Here is a 20,011-nt window from a genome sequence, read left to right as displayed (position 1 = left end):
GGCCCTGCAACCGATAGAAATTAATCACTGAATCACGAGTTCCACTCTTTGAGCCCTGGCTGAGTGGACGGCAACCCTCCTGCGTCATTGTGCGGGGTGCCCCAGGTGAAGATTCGACGCATCTTGAACGCCAAGATGCGTAAGCGATGGCGCCCCTTGCGCCAGAAAGGGGATCAATTCCCCATGACTAATGCAGCATCTGCCCCAACCGTATCCGAAGACCGCGCACAGCGCCTGCAGGAAGCAGGCAAGGGCTGGGGCGAACGAATTTCGGCTGCCCCGCAAAGTGCCCAATTGACTTTCACCGTCGAGGGCGAAGGCTTCGATTCGGTAGCCAGCAACATTGTCTCCGGCAAGCACACCTTCCAGGTCGACGAGCCAGCTGCCCTGGGCGGCAGCGACCTGGCCGCAAGCCCCGTGGAATACGCGCTCGGAGCGCTCATCTCCTGCCAGGTTGTGGTCTACCGCTTGTACGCGCAGAACCTCGGCATCCAGGTGGACGACGTGAAGATCCAGGCCAATGGCCACCTCGATGTCCGCGGACTCTTCGGCATCGACCAGACCATCCGCCCCGGCTTCTCGTCGGTGGATCTGGACATCCGGATTGCCGGACCGGAATCAGCTGAACGCTATGAAGAACTGCGCCGCGCAGTGGATGCACACTGCCCGGTGCTGGACCTCTTCGCCAATCCGGTGCCCGTGACAACCGCGGTAAGCATCGCAGAGACCAACTAGAGTTCGCTGAACTAAAAAGCACCGCGGCGGCCCCCGACTTCAGGGGCCGCCGCGGTGCACTTCTAGCTGAAGCCAACTATTGCCCCAGGAAGTTCAGCAGGACTTTGCCGGAGCGAGCCGAATCCTTGGCCGTTTCGAAGGCTTCAAGCGCATCGGCGACCGGGAACTCGTGGGTTACCGCCTCGGAAACCTGCAGTGAACCGTCGGCCAGGGCAGCAAGCACATGGTCGATTTCGTCGTTGAAGCGGAAGGAACCAACCAGTTCCAGCTCGCGGGTAATAGCCAGCGAAATGAGTGCGGGTTGTTCTCCTGAGGGCAGCAACCCGACCATGACCACTCGACCGCCGCGCACGGCACCGCGCACCGCGGAGGCCAATCCGCGGTAGGTGCCGCTGGCCTCGATGACCACGTCCGCGCCCACCTGGGCGATTGCTTCCTGGCCATCGGCGCGCAGGGTGGAGGTGGCACCGAGCTGCTTGGCAATCTCCAGCGGCTTGGCGTGCATGTCTACCGCGATAATTTCGCTGGCCCCGGCTCGTTTAAGCACTGCTACAGCGAGAGCTCCGATCGGGCCAGCACCAATAACCAGCGCCTTCTTGCCGGCGACTTCGCCGACGCGCGACACCGCATGCCAAGCAACCGCAGCCGGTTCTGCCAGTGCCGCATCGCGCAGTGCTAAGCCAGCAGGCAGCTCACGCAGCATGCGTGATGGCAGGTTCATTTCGCGGGCGAATGCGCCCTCGGTGTGCGGGTAGCGGGCGGCCGAGCCCAGGTAGGTGCACCCCGGGGAGAGATTCGGGCGGTCGGCCGGGTAGGGTTCCCCCGTCTCACCTGGTGTTGCCGGGTGCACGGCGACTTTGGTTCCGGCTGCCGGCCCGCTGCCGTCAGCGGCGGCCTGGATGATGGTGCCGACGATTTCATGCCCGAGAACCATTGGAGCCTTGAGGATCGATTCCCCGGCGGCGCCGTGGCTCCAGTAATGCAAGTCTGATCCGCAGATACCGCCGTAAGCGATGGCAACGCGTGCTTCATCTGCTCCCGGCGCTGCCAGCTCGATTTGTTCAATACGCAAATCACCGGCTGCATGGGCCACGACGGCCAACGTGCTGGTGGCGAGGGAATTAGACGACAACGCTCATGCCTCCGTCGATGAAAATGGTCTGACCGTTCACGTAGTTCGATCCGTCCGAGGCCAACCAGACTGCTGGTCCGGCCAGGTCTTCGACGGTACCCCAACGGGCCGCCGGGGTGCGGCCAAGAATCCAGGAGTTGAATTTCTCGTCATCCACCAGATTCTGCGTCATTTCGGTGTGGATGTAGCCCGGTGCGATGCCGTTGATTTGCAGTCCCGAACAGGCCCATTCCGCGGTCATGGCGCGGGTGAGGTTGCGCAGTCCGCCCTTGGCTGCGGTGTAGGCGGAGATAGTGGGACGGGCCAGATCGGTTTGCACCGAGCAGATGTTGATGATCTTGCCTTCGCCGCGTTCCACCATGCCACGTGCGACTTCTCGGCCCACCAGGAAGGCGCTGGTGAGGTTGGTATCGATCACGCGCTGCCAGTCGGCGACTTCCAGTTCCAGCATGGGCACGCGGTGTTGGATGCCCGCGTTGTTCACCAAAATGCGGATGGGGCCGATGTTCTTTTCAATGGCGGCGATGTTCTCGCGCACGGCGGCATCATCGGTGACATCGAAGCAGACGCTGTGGATCCTCTCGGCGCCATAGCGGGTGCCGAATTCGGCGGCAGTTTCGGCCAAGCGTTGCGCATCGCGGCCGTGCAGGATGATGGTGGCTCCGGCTTCGGCCAGGGCACGGGCAAGTTCGCGGCCAATGCCGCGGGAGGATCCGGTGACCAGGGCCAGCCGTCCGGACAGGTCAAAAAGTTGGCTCATGAATTCCCTCGCATGAAGTGTCGATGGTACATCGACGGGAACTCATCAGCGGTATGAACCAGCTGTTAAATCCGAAAAATCAGCCCCGTCGCTTCCCTAAAACATATCAGACTTATGATGCCCAAGACAGCTAAAAGTAGGATTTAAGAGCTTCAGTTTCAGCAAGCGTCAGAACATCTCGGATGCCCTGAACATCGGGACTTACACGTCTTCAAATATTGATGTCAGGATAGGATCATGGACTCATCGACGACGTTGACTGAGGGTAGCGAAATCCCTCTTTGGATTCAGCTTTCCCGAGCGCACGAAGACTACACGAGCGACACTTCAGAACACTACGACGAGGTTCTTGAAGAGGTGACGGAACGATTTGCCAAGACCGGCTCCCTCGGGAAAGCTGACATTGGTTCTTTGCTTCTATGGAAACGGCTCAGAGCCGACACCAAGTGGGCAAAGAAGCTCATGAACACCCCGGACCTAGAGGTACGTGAGGCCACTGAAAACGTACTCAAGTACGCGAATGACGAGCTGCTCAGTGTTCCGGAAGCCGCCGAGAAATCACGAAGCGCTCTAGGAGCATTGCCCGGGTTCACCACCGGTGACGCACTAGCTTCAGCGGTCATCGTCGCCGCAGCACCGAAACGAATGGCCATTTACGATCGCCGTGCGCACCATGGTTTGACGCTCCTCGGCATTCAGTTGGCAAACAGTCGCGGCCGGTACCGCCGGTACATGCAAGAAGTGGAAGTTCTCATTCAGCTCCTTGATGAACATGACCAAACGTGGACGGCCAGAGAAATCGACCAAGCCTTGTTCGCTTTGGGCAACCAACGATAACTTCAAGAATCGATGCTACGAACGGATAGTCGCCCACGTAAGTCCAAGACTTGCGTGGGCGACTACCTTTGTCCAAACCCCGGTGGGTCCTCTTCCCCATAAGAGTTCCCACCGGAGCACATTTCCGAGGAGTTTCTCCCAAATGATCCGCCTCGGAATCTCTGTTAGCGCTTTTCTTCGATGGTGACGGTCCAGCCGTCGAAGTTTGCAGCGTTCACATCCAGGAAGTACTTGCCCGCGGTCTTGTGCAGAGCCGTTTCTTCGCTAACCGGACCGTCAATCATGGCTTCGGGAAGCCCGCCGTCCTTCATCAGATCCGTCCCCTCGGTGAGAATGTAGATCGCGCCAAGGGACATGTCTTCGCCCCCCTTGAAGGAATAGGTCATCCGGGCTTCAGCCCCGGTGAGCTCGAACACCTTGCTGGCCTTGTCGGTCTTTCCATCGAGGGTAACGACCTCCTGCCACGTGGCCTCCGCAGGTTCCTCTGCCACGGGTTCTTCTTCAACAGCAGCCTGCTCAGTTGCTGCAGCAGTCGCCGAAGCCTCGATGGTTGGTTCTTTAACGACAGATGGTGTGTTGGTGACCGCTTGATCCACAGCCTTTCCGGCAGAGACCCCGGTGCTGATTCCAATCACTGCGCCGATGGCGATCAGAACGATGCTGATGATCCATGCCAGCTTCTTGTGCTGCGCATACCCCTCCAACGGGCGACGGAACTTATCGGTCATGCCACCGGAAAGGATGATGATGAGATCGATAAGGGACCAAATTCCGAAACCGCCGAAAGTCAGCAGCTTCAGCAGGCCGGTGCCCACCTTGCCCAGATAGAAACGGTCAACGCCCAGTCCACCTAGCAGCAGGGAGAGCAACCAGGTCGTCATGAAAGACTTCGGCGGAAGGTAAGGTGCGGGATACTGCCCCATTGGCGAAGGTTGTGCATTGGTATAGCTCATGATGGCTCCTAAAAGAGTAGGTGATGATCACTGATGTTTGGTGTACGGGCTTCTACTGCTTCACCCAGGTGCCACAGCGTTTCGATTCGAAGTCCTGGCCCCTTTTGACCGTGACGGCGGGACGCCCTCCGCCAGGGATGCCGTTGTCGATGATGTCGCTGCCATTGGTTCCCGTTTTGACCACTGCCCAATAGCAGTCGCTGCCCACAGCTTCCTTGGCGCGATAGGTGCCGGCCTTGATGTCGCTGCCGACCGTCCATACGCCGTCCTCGACGGAATTTTCCAGTTGTTCGGCCTCAATCTTTCCGACCGCCTTTTCGCGGGCAACGACCTTGTCTTTTGCATCCTGGAGCTCCTGGTCACGCGTATCCAGATTGGCGGCCTGTTCATCCAGGGCGGCGCCGCGTTCCTCCACGGCTTCTTCCCTGCCGGCGATCCCGGCTTCAAGCTCGTCGAAGTCGGATTGGAGCGAATCCCGTTCCGCTGCGACCGCTGAATGCGACTCGGACAGGGCCAAATACTCTTCGGATTCCTTCGGGTCGACGAGGTTCATTCCCCAGAACACGCCGCCAACTAAGGCTCCGACGCCGAGGATCGAGGAAAGAACCAGCCCCCAGCGTTTCTTCTTGCTCTCTGGCTTGTCCACAGTCTCGGCCGGGACTGCCGATGATGATTGATTATCGCTCATGGCTATTTCGCTCCTTCGATGAGCACGTTGACGCCGGTGTCCGGGTGGTAGGACCAGCTGGCCTGCAGCGAATCCCAGGTGTCGCTCTGGGTTCCGTCCAGAGCCCGGGTGCGGTCCATCTTCTGCTGGGTGACTTCCGGTACGCCCAGCTCATTGAGCATGCAGTAGTAGGCAATGAGGTTGGAGGTGCCGCTGTCCAAGTAGTCTTCGCCTTCGGTATCCAGCTCGATGGCTGCCCCACCGTCCAGGAGGTTGTACCCTTCAGGGTCGATGCCGCAGGTTTCAACGGCTTGGTCGATGACGTCTTGGTTCAATGCACTGCCGTTTTGCGCATCGGACAATGCGTTACGGGAACCGCTTGAACCGCCTGCGGCGGAGAACCCGATCGCCAATCCCAAAACAGTTCCGATGGCCAGGCCAGCGCTGGCCGGTATGAGCCAAGATTTCTTCGGGCGTTGCCTGAGCAGTTCAGGCGGGACCATAGGTCCCTGCATCTGTGGTTCCACGGTGTCCTCCTGGGGCGAGTATTCGATGACTTCGACGTTCTTGCCTGGAGTGCCTGATGGGGCGACGCGGCAGGATTCCGTCGTGAAACCAGATTGAATGACCTATCGAAAATGAAGTAGCAAATTACTGATAATGAGGGTTATCAGTAACTACCATAGGAAACTGAGAGTTCTTCTTGTAGGGTCAGAGTTATCATTCGATCGGGCATGAAGGGAGGCAGTGATGAACACGCAAGAACTGATCTCCCTGCCTGACATCGCACGCCTTGCTCATGTCCAGCGCCCTGTCGTTACCGTCTGGCGCAAAAGGAGCCGGGGCACTGAACTGCCCTTTCCGGAATCGAAACGGAGGATCGGCGCCCAGGAACTATTCGCGTCCGAAGAAATTGTCCAGTGGCTACAAGCTACCGGCCGCGGAAACAACCCTGAGCTCAAGGAAGACTCGGCGGCCTACTCGACATTGGCGCGGGAAAACTTTCCTCTGGTCACTTCGCTTCTGGCCCTGCAGCAATTCTTGAGCCAGCCGTTGGCACAATTTTCGCCGAGCGAACTTCTAGACGCTGCAGATGAGCTAGACCCGGATGACGAGTGCCTCTATTCGGAAATAGAATCAGCGCAGGACAAATTAGCCTCCATCGCCGGGTACGTCGACAAGCTGATTGACGCGTCGTACGGAGCGCTGCCTGCATTCGAATCACTGTTCAATGATCGTTTCCGAGCCAATGAAATCGCGATAAGCCGCACTGCCCTTTCAGAATCTTCCCGACGGCTTGTCGCCAAGTGTGCGCTGGAGCTGGCGGGCCCGGACTCCGTTTTCCATGAGGCGACCCCGGGAGGCAGCGACCTTATCTATGCGCTGATGCAACTAGTTGAAGAATCGACTTCTTTGCAGATCCAGCTTCCAACTGTCGCCGAAGAGCGCGATGCTTCCCGGCTGACCGTACGCCGGCTGAAAATGCTGCTGGCCACGAATGAGTCTTTCATTGCCGCATCACCATCAAATGGGATCAAGCCGATCATCCATCTGGCCCAGTTCCCCTCTCCGGAGATGCAGGACGATGACCCGCTGGCGATCTTGCAAGCCATTGATGATCTGGTTCTCGAACTCGGTCCCAGCCACAGCGCCATCGTCATTGCCCCGGCAAACGCCTTGGTCAATGCCACGGAGCATAAGGAAGCCGCTAACGTGCGGGCTTCGATTTTGCGCATGGGACGAGTCCGCGCTGTTGCTTTACTGCCGCAAGGCCACTTCCTTTTCAAGCCCCGGACTGCTCTTGGATTGTGGGTCATCGGTCCGGATACTTCGGATGTTCCATTGGCTGAGCGTCGCATCATGCTTGCTGATCTCAGCGACTTGCCATTGAGAGACAGCGTCGCGGATGACTTTGTCGCGGATCTGGCAGCAAGCCTCATGGAACTGCACGGACTTCGAGCACACTCTTTCAGGTTCGCCCGGTGGGGACGAACAAGCAGGATCATCGCCAGTTCGCAAGGGCTGATACCCCGGAATCTAGTTAAACGCCTGGATCCGCATTCAGGCGCAGCATCTCTGGCCGAACACCAGGTCGAATTCGAAAAACTGCTGACTGCGCTGAATGAGTCCAGCGTCGCTCGCCCTCAATTGGACTGGGAGCTGCAGTTGCGCGATTCAGAAGCGCAACCCGTCGAAACGTCCGGTTTCAGCACGCTGGGCGAGCTGGTTTCCCAAGGACATCTTCAAGTCCTGTCAGGAACCCGATTCAACAAAAATTCATTGCACCACAAGGTCCAGCACGGAATACAAGTTTGGAGTTCTGAGGATATTCGGTCTGGACAGCCCTCCAGCTCAATTTCATACTTCGACCTTGCGCAAGCTTATGGCCGAGCAGTGATTACTGAGCCTGGCGACATCATCTTCAATTCTTCAGGCGGTCCGACCGCCACAGTTGATGTCGAAGGCTCAAAGGCAGTGAATTTCCCTGCGAGGGTTCTGAGAATCAGTTCACCCACGGATTCCGGGCTCCATCCAGAAGTGCTCGCCCAAGACATCACCAATGCCGAATCAGCGAATTGGCGGCAGTGGGCGGTTCGGAAGGTCCCTCCGAAATCTTATGAGGCGATGCGTCGCGCGCTTCGTTTGATTGATGAGGAACGCCAGCATATCGCCAGCCGCATTGAGCTTTTGAATGCCATGTCCAGCCGGATAACCAGCGCATTATTGTCCGGTGGACTTGAGATACTTGTTCCAGAACATTTAAGGAAGGACGTCCCTAGTGGCACGAACTAAGAAGGTGGCGGCCGAGGCTGCCCCGAGCACGATGAAGGAACTCAAAGATACTCTGTGGAAAGCCGCAGATAAGCTTCGTGGTTCCATGGATGCCTCGCAGTACAAGGACGTCATCCTTGGCCTGGTCTTCCTCAAGTATGTTTCTGATGCTTTCACTGAACGTCGTGAACAAGTGACAGCTGAACTTACGGCTGACGGTATGAACGAAGAACAAGTAGCTCAACTACTTGACGATGTGGATGAGTACATCGGTCAAGGAGTCTTTTGGGTTCCAGCAAATGCACGCTGGGAATACCTGACCCAAAATGCCAAGGGGCTTGACGCAATCGGCGGTGAAGCCCCCAAGAATATCGGCGAGCTGATCGATGCTGCCATGGATGCAATCATGGCTTCCAACCCACCTCTCACTGGCACTCTGCCACGCGTCTTCAACCGCGAGTCCGTGGATCAGCGCCGTCTCGGTGAATTGTTGGATCTGCTGAACACCACCCGCTTCACCGGCCAAGGTTCGACACGTGCGCGCGACTTGCTCGGTGAAGTCTATGAATACTTCCTGGAGAAGTTCGCTCGTGCCGAGGGCAAGCGCGGCGGAGAGTTCTACACGCCTGCCGGCGTGGTTCGCGTCTTGGTGGAGGTCCTGGAGCCGACCAGCGGACGTGTCTACGACCCGGCTTGCGGTTCCGGTGGCATGTTCGTGCAGACCGAGAAGTTCCTTGATGCCCACAGTGAAGATCGCACCGCGATTTCCGTCTATGGACAGGAACTGAACGAACGCACTTGGCGCATGGCCAAGATGAACCTGGCCATCCACGGCCTGAATGCCAATCTCGGCTCACGCTGGCAGGACACCTTTGCCCGCGATATGCACCCAGAGCTGCAAGCCGACCACATCATGGCCAACCCTCCGTTCAATATCAAGGATTGGGCGCGCAATGAGTCAGATCCGCGCTGGCGCTACGGTGTCCCACCGGCGAACAACGCCAACTACGCGTGGATCCAGCACATCATTTCCAAGCTGGCGCCAGGCGGCACTGCCGGCGTGGTCATGGCTAACGGTTCCATGTCCTCGCACTCCGGCGGGGAAGGCGATATCCGCGCCCAGCTGATTGAGGCGGATCTAGTTTCCTGCATGGTCGCGCTGCCGACACAGCTTTTCCGCTCCACTGCCATCCCGGTATGCACGTGGTTCTTCGCAAAAGATAAGACTGCTGGAGTTCAAGGTTCCGTGGATCGCACCGGCCAAGCGCTCTTCATCGACGCACGTAACCTGGGCTACATGGTGGACCGCGCCGAACGAGCTTTGAGCGACGAGGATATCGCGAGGATCGCTGACACTTTCCATGCATGGCGCGGAAGCGCATCCGCTGATGGCAAGGAATACGCAGACGAGGCAGGCTTCTGCTACTCGGCCACTTTGGCTGAAATCAGAGATGCCGATTATGCACTAACGCCAGGTCGATATGTTGGGGCGGCCGAAGTCGAAGACGATGGAGAGCCGATTGCAGAGAAGATCGCGCGACTTAAGAAGGAACTGTTTGAGCAGTTCGAGGAATCTGAGAGGTTGGCGACTGTTGTGCGCGAGCAGTTGAGGAGCGTTCAAAGTGCCTGAAACGACACGAGTGTTGCTAAAAGATTTACTGATCGCTACCAAAGACGGTGATTGGGGAAAATCTGAACGCGAAGATGGGTACGTTCCATACAGTGTCATTCGGGCCACAGACTTCGGAAACGTCGCTCTAGGAAATACGGGGAATGTCCCCATCCGTTACTTGTCGGCAAAGACTGTGGAGCGACGAACTCTCCAAATTGATGACATTCTAATCGAAACAGCCGGCGGGTCACCTGGGCGGCCAACTGGGCGCACAATGTTAGTTACCGATCGTGTTCTTTCCGGATTCTCTCTACCAGTTACTTGCGCCAGTTTCGCCCGATATATGCGAGTTGACCGTCGACTGGCGGACCCTCGATATATCTACTGGTATTTACAATCTCTTTACCAGTCTGGAGCAATTGAGCAATATCAAGTACAGCACACGGGTGTTGCTCGCTTTCAGTACACGAATTTTGCGTCGACACACAAGGTTCCGATTATCGAAATGCGTGAACAAAAGGCCATCGCCGAAGTCCTCGGCGCGCTCGACGACAAAATTGCTGTCAACGTCAAACTCGCAAACATTGCCGATGAATGGATTCGGGCCGAATACGACTTGCTAACGACCCTAAGTAGCGAGCATCGAGCCCTCTCGGAAATAGTCATAAATCGCCGAAACACTGCGAACCCCGAAATGCTTGAAGCAAAGGTTCCATATGTAGGCCTTGAACACATTCCAAGACGATTGATGTGGCTCGGGGAACACGGTTCATCCGATGAAGTGAGTAGCAACAAGAGCCATTTCAAGGCAGGAGATATTCTATTCGGAAAACTCCGACCCTACTTCCACAAGATTGTCACGGCGCCTAAAGCAGGGATTTGTTCGACGGATGTTCTAGTACTTACGCCCATGGATGAAGCACTATCGGGCTTTGCTTTGGCATCACTTGCCCATGATGGTGTCGTACAGGCTGTCACGTCTGCCAGCGAGGGCACACGAATGCCCCGCACAAGTTGGAAGGATCTCTCCAGCATTAATGTTCCTTGGCCAGGTCACGAAGCCGCAGAATCCTTCAGTACAAGGGTCTCAGCCATTCGGGATTACGTCATTGGCCTTATGGCCGAGAACCAGACCCTAGCAGCTACTCGCGACGCGTTGCTCCCCCAGCTAATGTCGGGCAAGCTGCGCGTCAAGGAGGCCGAAGCACTCGGTGAGTCCGTGGTGCAACCGGCCGTTAATGCTTCTCGCGTACCGGAGAAATTCTAGTTTGACTTAGTTGCACGACGGAAAGGCAAGTGGTATGAATTCGCAGGACAACACTTCAGCTTCGGACGACGTTGTACTTTTCGCAAGTACGCCGTCTGCCGCTGGCCTTCCCGAGTGGTACCCGTTGCTACTTAGTTCGATCAGTGACCGCATTTCCCAGGGACAACGTAAAGCCGCCCTGGCCGCCAACCAAGAATTGATCATTACCTATTGGCATATCGGTCGCGACATCCTCGATCGCCAATCTCAGCAGGGTTGGGGAACCAAAGTCATTGACCGGCTCTCTGCCGATCTGCGAGATCGGTATCCAGACGTCAAGGGCTTCTCACAGAGAAATCTGAAGTATATGCGAACCTTGGCCGGTGTTTGGACAGCTGAGGCAATTGTGCAAGCGCCGCTTGCACAATTGCCTTGGTATCACCACATCGCCCTGTTGGAGAAGCTCAACGAAGAATCCACGCGCATATGGTACGCCCAAGCAGCGCTTGCCGAAGGCTGGTCACGCAACCATCTGGTACGCCAGATCGAGACACGCATGCATGAACGCAGTGGGCAGGCAACTTCCAACTTCAATACAGTGCTGCCCTCATCGACTTCATCTGTAGTCCAGGAAGCCACGAAGGATCCTTACGTCTTCGATTTCCTGGAGCTGACAGAATCCCATAATGAACGAGAGCTTGAAGGCCAACTGTTGCAGCACGTCGAGCGTTTCCTGCTGGAACTTGGACGGGGATTCGCGTTTGTCGGACGGCAATTGCGGTTGGATGTAGCTGGAGATGAGTTCTTCCCGGATCTAGTCTTCTACAACTTCATCCTCCGCCGATTCGTGGTGGTTGAGTTGAAGGTGGGCAAGTTCGAGCCCGGCCACCTCGGCCAGTTGGGAATGTACATGAGTGCTGTAGATGACCTGCTGGCACAGCCAGGTGATGAACCTACCGTCGGCCTTTTGCTGTGCAAGACCAAGAACTCCGTGGTTGCCGAGTATGCGTTGCGTGGTTTCAAGTCGCCTATTGGCGTTGCCGAATGGGCTACCGAGATCAAGGATTCACTTCCAGATGATGTCTCTCGAAGCTTGCCGAGTGTCGATGAATTGGAAGCGGAACTCGCCGCCACCGATATCGCCAACACGGACCATCCCGGATGAAAACCACAAGGCTTGCAACCCGATGAATCTTCGCTCCGAGAAAAAGGATCTAGCTCAATGACAACGAACACCAGCTTCTCCGAAGCGGACCTCGAAGGCCTCGTACTTGAATGGCTCGGCGACGGATGGCGTCCTGCCCACGGCCAGGACATTGCACCGGGCACTAGCGAGCGTGAATCTTGGGATGAACTACTAATTCGTCCGCGTCTGCTCACCGCGCTGCGTCGCCTGAACCCCGGTATCCCGGAGCAGTACCTGCAGCAGGCCTGCGCGGAAATCGCAGCTCCAGCATCCCAGGATGCGATCACCGAGAACTACCGCATGCACAAAATATTCGTGGACGGCTACCGGCTGACCTACTTGGACCCGGACGGAACCGAGCAGAATCCCACGCTGCGCCTGATCGGTGCCGAAGAGACGGACAATGATTGGTTGGCCGTCAGCCAGGTCACCCTGGTCCAGGGCGACTACAAGCGCCGCTTCGATGTCGTCTTGTACTGCAACGGCATGCCGGTGAGCATCATGGAACTGAAGCGGGCTGGATCCAAGAGCACAGACGTTGCCGCCGCTCACGCCCAGCTGCAGACCTACCTGCGGGAGTTCCCGCTGGCTTTCCGCTTCTGCGTCTTCACCTTCGCCTCCGACGGGTTGGATGCCAAGTACGGGACCCCGTTCACGCCGCTGAACCACTTCTCCCCGTGGAATGTCGATGATGACGGTATCCCCGTCCCCGCCGACTTGGTCATCGACGGCGACGCGGTCCTACCGATCGAGACTGCCATTGCAGGGTTATACAACCCGACCCGCTTCCTCCAGCTGTTGCGTTCCTTCACCGCCTTCGATGCCGGAGCCGAGGGGCTGCTCAAGCGCATCGCCAAGCCGCACCAGTACTTCGCTGTTAACAAAGCCGTCGGATCCACAGTTGATGCCGTGCGCACCAATGGCAAGGCCGGCGTAGTCTGGCACACCCAGGGGTCGGGCAAGTCCATGGAAATGGAGCTCTACACTGCCTCGGTCATGCGCCACCCTGCGCTGAAGAATCCAACGGTCGTGGTGATCACCGACCGCAATGAACTCGACGGGCAGCTCTATTCCGGGTTCGCCCGCTCCCAGCTGCTGCCTGACACTCCCAAGCAGGTCCGCCGCCGCACCGAGCTGCGCTCCGAGCTCTCCGGGCGGGTCACCGGAGGCATCTACTTCACCACCCTGCAGAAATTCGGGCGCACCAAGGACGAGAAGGAAGCGGGCACCGAGCACCCGCTGCTCAGTGATCGGAAGAACATCATCGTCATCGTCGATGAGGCGCACCGCAGCCACTATGACGATCTGGACGGCTATGCCAGGCATCTACGCGATGCCCTGCCCAACGCAACACTCATCGCATTCACCGGCACCCCGATCTCTTTCGAGGACCGCAATACCCGTGATGTCTTCGGCGACTACATCGACGTCTACGACCTTTCCCGGGCCGTGGAAGACGGCGCCACCGTGCCCGTCTATTTCGAGCCACGCCTGATAAAGGTGCAGCTGGCCGATGGGCGCACCCTGGAAGACTTGGACGCGGATGCCGACCGCGTGACACTGGGTCTGGATGACACCGAGCGTGCGCGCATCGAGCAGTCCGTGGCCGTGGTCAATGCGGTCTACGGCGCCCCTGAGCGACTAGCCGAACTAGCCAGGGACCTGGTCTCGCACTGGGAACAACGCCGGGATACCGTGGCACCCTTCATCGCTGACACTTCTGGCGCACCAACTTATGGCAAGGCCATGATCGTTGGAGGAACGCGTGAGATCTGCGCAAATCTCTACTCAGCCATCACTGCCCTGCGTCCAGATTGGCATTCCGATGAGCTGGACAAGGGCAAGATCAAGGTCGTGTACTCCGGGACCGCGTCGGACGTTCCACCAGTATCCGACCACGTCCGCCGCGACTCCGCGAACAACTCCATCAAGGAACGTCTCAAGGATCCCGAAGATGAGCTGGAATTAGTCATCGTCAAAGACATGATGCTCACCGGCTTTGATGCTCCTCCCCTGCATACTTTGTATTTGGACCGTCCGCTCAAGGGTGCTTTGCTCATGCAGACCCTTGCCCGCGTCAACCGCACCTTCCGTGGAAAGTGTGATGGCCTGCTTGTCGCCTATGCCCCGTTGGCTGAAAACCTCACCACCGCGTTGGCTGAATACACGGCAGATGACCGCAAGAACCAGCCCGTGGGCAGGAACATTGATGAAGCCATAGCCCTGGCGGTGGACCTCGTCAGCCAGATCCGCGTTCTGCTCGCTGGTCACGATTGGAAAGCCGTACTCGGCAAGCCCGGGCCGAAGTCGTTCCTGAACGCTGTCACCGGCGCGGTCAACTATTTGCGTGATCCTGCGACCCCGGGAAATAGTGGAGTTGCCGAAGGCGCACAGCCTCTGGCCGTCCAGTACCGGTCCACCGCTGGTCGGCTGGCACGGGCGTGGGCTCTGTGTACCGGTTCTGGCAAGCTGGAAGAGCTCCGCCCGGAGATCCAGGTGTACGAGGAAATTCGCGTATGGATGGGCAAATTCGACGCCCAGGACCGACAAGCGCAAGGACTGCCTGTTCCTGAAGAAATCCAGCGGCAGTTGGCCCAGATCATTGCCACGGCAACCGACGCAACCGGCAAGGTCCTGGATATCTATGAGGCCGCAGGCATGCCGAAACCTTCGCTCAGCGACCTGACACCGGAATTCGTTGCCAAGACGCAGAAGGCGCGAAATCCGCAGTTGGCCATTGAATCCTTGCGCAAACTTGTTGCCGAGGAATCCGCGAAGTCCACCCGGAATAACGTCATCCGCCAGCGTGCGTTCTCTGAACGCATCACCGAACTGATGACCAAATACACCAACCAGCAGTTGACCTCTGCAGAAGTCATTGCCGAGTTGGTGGAACTGGCCAAAGAGGTAGCCGAGGAATCCAACCGCGGCCAGAAGTTCACACCACCCATGGACAACGACGAGCTGGCGTTCTACGACGCGGTGGCTATGAATGAATCCGCCCTGATGGAACAAGGCGAAGACATGTTGGCCACCATTGCACGTCAGCTGGTCCAGGTCATGCGTCGCGATGTGCGTACCGACTGGACCGTCCGCGAGGATGTCCGGGCCAAGCTGCGGTCTTCGGTGAAGCGGCTTCTGATCCTGAACGGATACCCGCCAGACAAGCAGCCCGAAGCCATCAAGCTCGTCATCGAGCAGATGGAAACGATGGCACAACGCTTCACCAACTAAAGCAGATCAAACATTTTGTCAGAAAGGCGAGAAGATGCTTCGGCAAGTAACCTCAGTTGAAAACTTTCGTGGTTTACACCAGGAGTTAATGGGTGACGAAGTAGTGTTCGCGAAGAAGAGCATCATCTTCGGATCAAACGGCTCTGGGAAATCATCGGTTTCTGAACTATTTCGTACTTTATCCATTGAACCTGGATCACCTTGCAGTCTAAAAATTTCCACTTCCAGCCTCAACTCGAAGGCGAAGAAAGTAAAGACCGGTGAAAAATTAGACATAGCCAACATACAGGTATTCAACCATTTTTACGTTGAAGAAAAACTTCGAGAATTTCTTGACGCATCAGGAGAATCTGAGACTATATTCAAATTCGGCGACAATGCAGATGCAGCTACGTCACAGCTCGCTGCCGAAGAATTCATTGCCCACTACAAAGCACGTCTGAAGTCAGTTTCTTCGGCAGATAAGGATTGCAAAGAATCGCTCAAACGAAGTCTATCGCTCTTTAAGGAGCAGGTAGTCGAAGCACTAAACGTGGTGGACCCAGATAAATACTCTTCATACAGATTTGACGTTCGGGTAGCGAAAAGACATCTTGACAAGAACGGCCTGAAAAGTCTTAACACAGATGATTATGGCCATCATTTCCGCACCGCGACAATGGATGCCCCGGACACAATCAGTGCGGTTGTCCTACCCGAAACTTCGTCGGCCAAGTTGCTAAAGCAACTTCGACTAGCAACGAGCCAACTGACCACGGCTATTGTCATTCAGGAATTGGCAGCTGATCAAGAAGTTGACGACTGGGTACGTCTTGGACTCAGGCTGCACAATAACGAATCTGTATGCAAGTTCTGCAGTGGCCTTCTCACCGAAGACCGTAAGGTCGACTTGCGAAAACACTTCGATGACTCATCAAATTTGGTAAGGGAAGAGCTGGCTAGAATAGCTGCTACATCAGCAGCGGAACGCTCAAAATTAGAGTCATGGGTGCAAGATTTACCAAAGAAATCAGAATTCTATCCAGATCTCCAACAGGCCGCTGATGAGCACATCTCAAGAATCCTAAACTGGGCAACGCGTAGACGAGATGAACTGGACAACATTATGAAACTGGTCGAAAGGAAAATAGAGAAATTCTATGAACCGCTAGACCTGCCCAATGATTTCCGGCTGGAAGATGCTCCGATTGATGACTTGGAGCAGCTAATTAACGCCCACAATCTTCGTTCAGCGGACCACGCTGAAGCGGCCCTCAATTCTGCTAATGCAATAGTTGAACACCTCGCGGAACGTCACTCGACACAATATAAGATTGCGGACGCGCGTGTCCCGCGCTTAGCGGACTTGCAAGCAAAACTGAGCGCCCGACTGCAGCATCATGAAGACCGAGCTGCTCATTACAAGGCCGCACAAACGGACGCGGCTGTCATGGCTAAATCAATTGATGACGATGTCAAAAATGTCTTCGGTCGCCAAGATATCGATGTGAGGCCGTCCTCCGATGCGACTGGCTACGTGATCGCGCGCCATGGCCTACCAGCAACGAATCTTAGCGAAGGCGAACGCAAGATAATTGCTCTATCTTACTTCGTACGGTCCCTCGAAGCCGACGACGTAGACCAGGACAACTTAGTCGTAGTCGTCGATGACCCCGTCTCAAGCCTCGACCGAGAGAACATGTACGCTGCGTTCGCTTGGCTGAATGAAAAACTTGATCATTACCCACAGTCAATAGTTCTTACTCATGATTTCGAGCTGTTACGACTGTATACGGTTTCGACTTCAAATCAGCGGAAGGCGTCACTAAAGAAAATTGGCGGCGGCAACGCTGCGGAGAAATGGTTCCCTCGTGTGAATTTCTTGGAGCTATCCCGGTGTGAAAATTTCTCTCACCCAGAGCAGAATATTCAGTTGCAGGAGTTTCCCGTTTTCCTTCTCCAGCACAACTCGGAATATCATTACCTTTTCAATAAAGTTGTTACTACCGCTCGTTCGGATGGAGACGATTCACTCCTGCCCCTCGTTGGAAATGCAAGTCGTCGTTTGCTCGAAGGATTCGCTACTTTTGAGGGACCCGCCGGGACGAGCTTTCAAGAGAAAATCGATATGGCGTGCAAGGGCAAAGTGGACGACATTGTCAAAAATCGAGTTGTAAAGTTTGCCCACGGTCAATCACACCGAGAAAATCCAAATCCCTCAACTGGGGTAGATCTACCTACAGTTCGAAAAGAACTTCAGACATTATTAGGTCTAATTCGTGGCTGCAACTCCGAGCATTTCGAGAGGATGTGCAAGGCAACTCAGACGACACCAGATTGGTGATATTGCTAAAGATACCCAGGAGAAACCTACGAACCACAAGGGTTCGTACCTTCCGACAATCAACGTTCCTAACGGGTCTGCGAGTAGAACCAGTTGATGTGCTCTTCAAGCAGCTGGGCCGCCCGTTCGCGCTGGTTCGTCGCAAACGCGTGGTGGATGGCCTTGTGCTGACGGCGCAGGATGCGGACCACCGGCTGCCAGGCCTCGTCGCTGGGCACCGATTCGGAGACATAGTCGCTGATCGAGTTGCGCAGCGATTCCATCATCGATTCCACTACCGCGTTGCCGGCCATGGAGGCCAGGAGCACATGGAACTCGGCATCAATGCGGTGGAAGGCCTCGCGCGAGAGCTGCGCGTCGTCCATGCGCATGATCAGCACCGCGGTGCGGTCAATGACCTGCTGGGCATGGATCGGATCGCGCGGCGTCATTTGCGCTGCCCAGGTTTCCAGCAGGATGCGAGATTCGACGATCTCGCGGACGTTGATCCCCTTGGCCGCCAAGTGCAGGCGCAATGCCTGCGAAATGCCTGCCGAGGGGTTGGAGATGATCACCGCTCCGGAGTTGGGCCCGGAGCCGGTTGAAGTCTTGATAATGCCCATCACATCAAGGATGCGGATGGCATCGCGGACCGAGGCCCGCGAGATCCCATGCTGCTCCGCGAGCGCACGCTCGCCGGGAAGCTGGTCTCCAACGGAGAGCTTCTCCTTGCGCAGATCCTCTTCAATTGCTTGGAGAACAATCTGGTACGCACGCGGAGCTGGGTTTACTGGCATCGGATCTATTTTAGCCGTTCACGGCTAAGGCAGCATCCAGGACAGAACCGGGGTGGACTGCAGGTAAACCAAGCAGCACAGCACCAGCAGCATGCCTACGGACCAACCGGCAACCTTCTTGAGGATCACCGACTCCTGGCCTTCCATCTTCACCGAGGTAGCGGCGATGGCCAGGTTCTGCGGGGAGATCAGCTTGCCGACCACGCCGCCGGAGGTGTTGGCGGCAACCAGCAGGTTCGGATCGATGCCGGCATTGATGCCAGCGGTCTGCTGCAGCTTGGCGAACAGCGCGTTGGCCGAGGTATCCGAGCCGGTCACCGCGGTGCCGATCCAGCCCAGGATTGGCGACAGGAAGGCGAAGAATGCGCCGGTGCCTGCCAGCCAGGTGCCAATGGTGATGGTCTGGCCCGAAAGGTTCATTACGTAAGCCAGGCCGAGGACCGACAGGATGGTCAGCGCGGCGTAGCGCATGTTGTAGACGGTCTTGCCGATTTCGGCAGCACCCTCGGCGAAGGTCATCTTGTACTTGCCGTTGCCGTCGTTCTTCGCGTAGACCAGGGCCACGATCAGGCCGGTGATCAGCAGCAAGGTGCCCGGGGAGGATAGCCACTGGAAGTTGTAGATGGTCGAAGATACCGCTTCGCCATCAGCATTCAGGATCTTGCCGTCCAGTCCTGGCCAGCCGAACTTGATGTCCGTGGTTGCCAGCCACGCAGGAATGTCCACGCCCAGCTTCCACAGCTTGGCCACGCCGAAGATGACGATAACCAGCAGGTACGGGAACAAAGCCATCCAGGTGTTGACCGGGTGCAGCTTGGCATTGGCCTCGTATGGAATAGCGGCGGCTTCAGCAGTCAGCACGCGCTGGCGTGCCTCGTCGGCACCCTTTGGAGTCCAGAAGCGCAGCAGGATCACTGCGGCGGCCAGGCCAACCAGCGCAGCAACGATATCGGTCAGCTCATAGGAGAAGTAGGTCGAGCACAGCCACTGGGCGACACCGAAGGAAATGCCGATGGTCAGCGTTGCCGGCAGGGTCTGGCGCATGCCGCGCCAGCCGTCGAGGATCAGCACCAGGATCGACGGGACGAACAGCGCCAGCAGCGGGGACTGGTGGCCAACGATGGCGCCGATGTCGGCAGCCGGGATGCCGGTCAGGGCACCGGCGGTGGTGATCGGGATCGCCACGGCGCCGAAGGCCACCGGGGCGGTGTTGGCGATCAGCACGGCGCAGGCTGCGCGCAGCGGCGACAGGCCCAATGCCAGCAGCATGGTGGCGGTAATCGCCACCGGTGCGCCGAAGCCTGCCAGCGCTTCAAGCAGGCCGCCGAAGCAGAAAGCAATCAGCACGGCCTGGATGCGCACGTCGCCGCCGCCGATGACGTCGAAGACGCGGCGCAGGTCTTCGAAGCGGCCCGACTTGACGGTGACCTGGTAGAGGAAGATCGCCATGACAACGATCCAGACAATAGGGAAGGCACCGAAGACCATGCCCATCAGTCCGGAGTTCAATGCCAATCCAACCGGCATGTTCCAGCCGAAGATCGCCACGAGGATGGCAACAGCGAGCGAGCCGAGGCCGGCCCAGTGGGCCTTGACCTTGACTACCGCCAGAAGTACGAAGAAGGCTACAAGCGGGATCAGTGCGATGAGCGCTGAAACAGCTATGCTCCCCGCGATCGGATCCGTGGAGGGTGTAAACACGGTGTGGGCGTCCTTACTCGAGATGGTCTGACCATATGTGGTCCGACCACCTAGAGTACAAGGTGAGAGCTATCACA

15 protein-coding genes and 1 riboswitch are annotated in these 20,011 nt (G+C 57.1%); of the genes, 8 read left to right on the top strand and 7 right to left on the bottom strand.

Annotation, left to right across the window (positions count from 1 at the left end; genetic code table 11):
• The first annotated feature begins 30 nt into the window (after positions 1-30).
• A riboswitch (SAM riboswitch) is annotated at positions 31-152 on the top strand.
• A gap of 31 nt (positions 153-183) precedes the next feature.
• Entirely contained in the window at positions 184-735 is a 552-nt protein-coding gene (locus tag ACIOJF_RS10345; protein ID WP_133834033.1) for an OsmC family protein, read from the top strand.
• Positions 736-811: 76 nt separating this feature from the next.
• Here ACIOJF_RS10345 and ACIOJF_RS10340 read toward each other — a convergent pair whose 3' ends face one another.
• Both ACIOJF_RS10340 and ACIOJF_RS10335 read right to left on the bottom strand, forming a co-directional pair.
• Positions 812-1,867 carry an L-idonate 5-dehydrogenase gene (locus ACIOJF_RS10340; protein ID WP_133834034.1) on the bottom strand — a complete coding sequence of 352 codons (1,056 nt, stop codon included), beginning with the start codon at positions 1,865-1,867 and terminating at the stop codon, positions 812-814.
• The gene (locus ACIOJF_RS10335; RefSeq protein WP_133834035.1) at positions 1,857-2,627 is read right to left on the bottom strand and encodes an SDR family oxidoreductase; all 771 of its coding nucleotides are present in this window, start codon (positions 2,625-2,627) and stop codon (positions 1,857-1,859) included. Before ACIOJF_RS10335 ends, ACIOJF_RS10340 begins: the two co-directional genes overlap by 11 nt.
• Before the next feature lie 237 nt (positions 2,628-2,864).
• Here ACIOJF_RS10335 and ACIOJF_RS10330 point away from each other — a divergent pair, with 237 nt between their 5' ends.
• On the top strand, positions 2,865-3,464 hold the full coding sequence (locus ACIOJF_RS10330) for a hypothetical protein (protein WP_286172200.1): 600 nt from the start codon (positions 2,865-2,867) through the stop codon (positions 3,462-3,464).
• 164 nt (positions 3,465-3,628) lie between these two features.
• On the opposite strand, the gene ACIOJF_RS10325 is transcribed toward ACIOJF_RS10330, so the two are convergent.
• From ACIOJF_RS10325 to ACIOJF_RS10315, 3 genes are read right to left on the bottom strand one after another with little or no spacing between them, the layout of a single operon-like run.
• Positions 3,629-4,417, bottom strand: a complete 789-nt coding sequence (locus ACIOJF_RS10325) for a TM2 domain-containing protein (RefSeq protein WP_402696919.1) — start codon at positions 4,415-4,417, stop codon at positions 3,629-3,631.
• A 52-nt stretch (positions 4,418-4,469) separates the two neighbouring features.
• Positions 4,470-5,105, bottom strand: coding sequence for a hypothetical protein (locus ACIOJF_RS10320; RefSeq protein ID WP_402741615.1), 636 nt, complete (start codon positions 5,103-5,105; stop codon positions 4,470-4,472).
• A gap of 2 nt (positions 5,106-5,107) precedes the next feature.
• On the bottom strand, positions 5,108-5,611 hold the full coding sequence (locus ACIOJF_RS10315; RefSeq protein WP_402696917.1) for a hypothetical protein: 504 nt from the start codon (positions 5,609-5,611) through the stop codon (positions 5,108-5,110).
• A gap of 223 nt (positions 5,612-5,834) precedes the next feature.
• Here ACIOJF_RS10315 and ACIOJF_RS10310 point away from each other — a divergent pair, with 223 nt between their 5' ends.
• From ACIOJF_RS10310 to ACIOJF_RS10285, 6 genes are all read left to right on the top strand, one after another.
• Positions 5,835-7,877, top strand: coding sequence for a hypothetical protein (locus tag ACIOJF_RS10310; RefSeq protein WP_402696916.1), 2,043 nt, complete (start codon positions 5,835-5,837; stop codon positions 7,875-7,877).
• Positions 7,878-7,908: 31 nt separating this feature from the next.
• Positions 7,909-9,486, top strand: coding sequence for a type I restriction-modification system subunit M (locus ACIOJF_RS10305; RefSeq protein ID WP_402696963.1), 1,578 nt, complete (start codon positions 7,909-7,911; stop codon positions 9,484-9,486).
• Positions 9,479-10,735 carry a restriction endonuclease subunit S gene (locus ACIOJF_RS10300; protein ID WP_402696914.1) on the top strand — a complete coding sequence of 419 codons (1,257 nt, stop codon included), beginning with the start codon at positions 9,479-9,481 and terminating at the stop codon, positions 10,733-10,735. Before ACIOJF_RS10305 ends, ACIOJF_RS10300 begins: the two co-directional genes overlap by 8 nt.
• A gap of 34 nt (positions 10,736-10,769) precedes the next feature.
• Complete coding sequence (locus tag ACIOJF_RS10295; RefSeq protein ID WP_402696912.1) at positions 10,770-11,879, top strand: YhcG family protein; 1,110 nt, start codon at positions 10,770-10,772, stop codon at positions 11,877-11,879.
• A gap of 57 nt (positions 11,880-11,936) precedes the next feature.
• Positions 11,937-15,134, top strand: coding sequence for a type I restriction endonuclease subunit R (locus tag ACIOJF_RS10290; RefSeq protein ID WP_402696911.1), 3,198 nt, complete (start codon positions 11,937-11,939; stop codon positions 15,132-15,134).
• Between the two features lie 88 nt (positions 15,135-15,222).
• On the top strand, positions 15,223-17,457 hold the full coding sequence (locus ACIOJF_RS10285) for an AAA family ATPase (RefSeq protein ID WP_402741614.1): 2,235 nt from the start codon (positions 15,223-15,225) through the stop codon (positions 17,455-17,457).
• Positions 17,458-17,525: 68 nt separating this feature from the next.
• Here the strand turns inward: ACIOJF_RS10285 and ACIOJF_RS10280 are convergent, their stop codons facing one another.
• Both ACIOJF_RS10280 and ACIOJF_RS10275 read right to left on the bottom strand, forming a co-directional pair.
• Positions 17,526-18,233 carry a FadR/GntR family transcriptional regulator gene (locus ACIOJF_RS10280; protein WP_105661994.1) on the bottom strand — a complete coding sequence of 236 codons (708 nt, stop codon included), beginning with the start codon at positions 18,231-18,233 and terminating at the stop codon, positions 17,526-17,528.
• Between the two features lie 24 nt (positions 18,234-18,257).
• Positions 18,258-19,934, bottom strand: a complete 1,677-nt coding sequence (locus tag ACIOJF_RS10275; protein WP_105656269.1) for an L-lactate permease — start codon at positions 19,932-19,934, stop codon at positions 18,258-18,260.
• Positions 19,935-20,011: the final 77 nt, after the last annotated feature.

Source organism: Glutamicibacter sp. NPDC087831, assembly GCF_044742845.1.
GTDB lineage: Bacteria > Actinomycetota > Actinomycetes > Actinomycetales > Micrococcaceae > Glutamicibacter.
The sequence above is the reverse complement of the archived record's forward strand: the minus strand, read 5'-3'. Positions and strand labels throughout refer to the sequence as shown.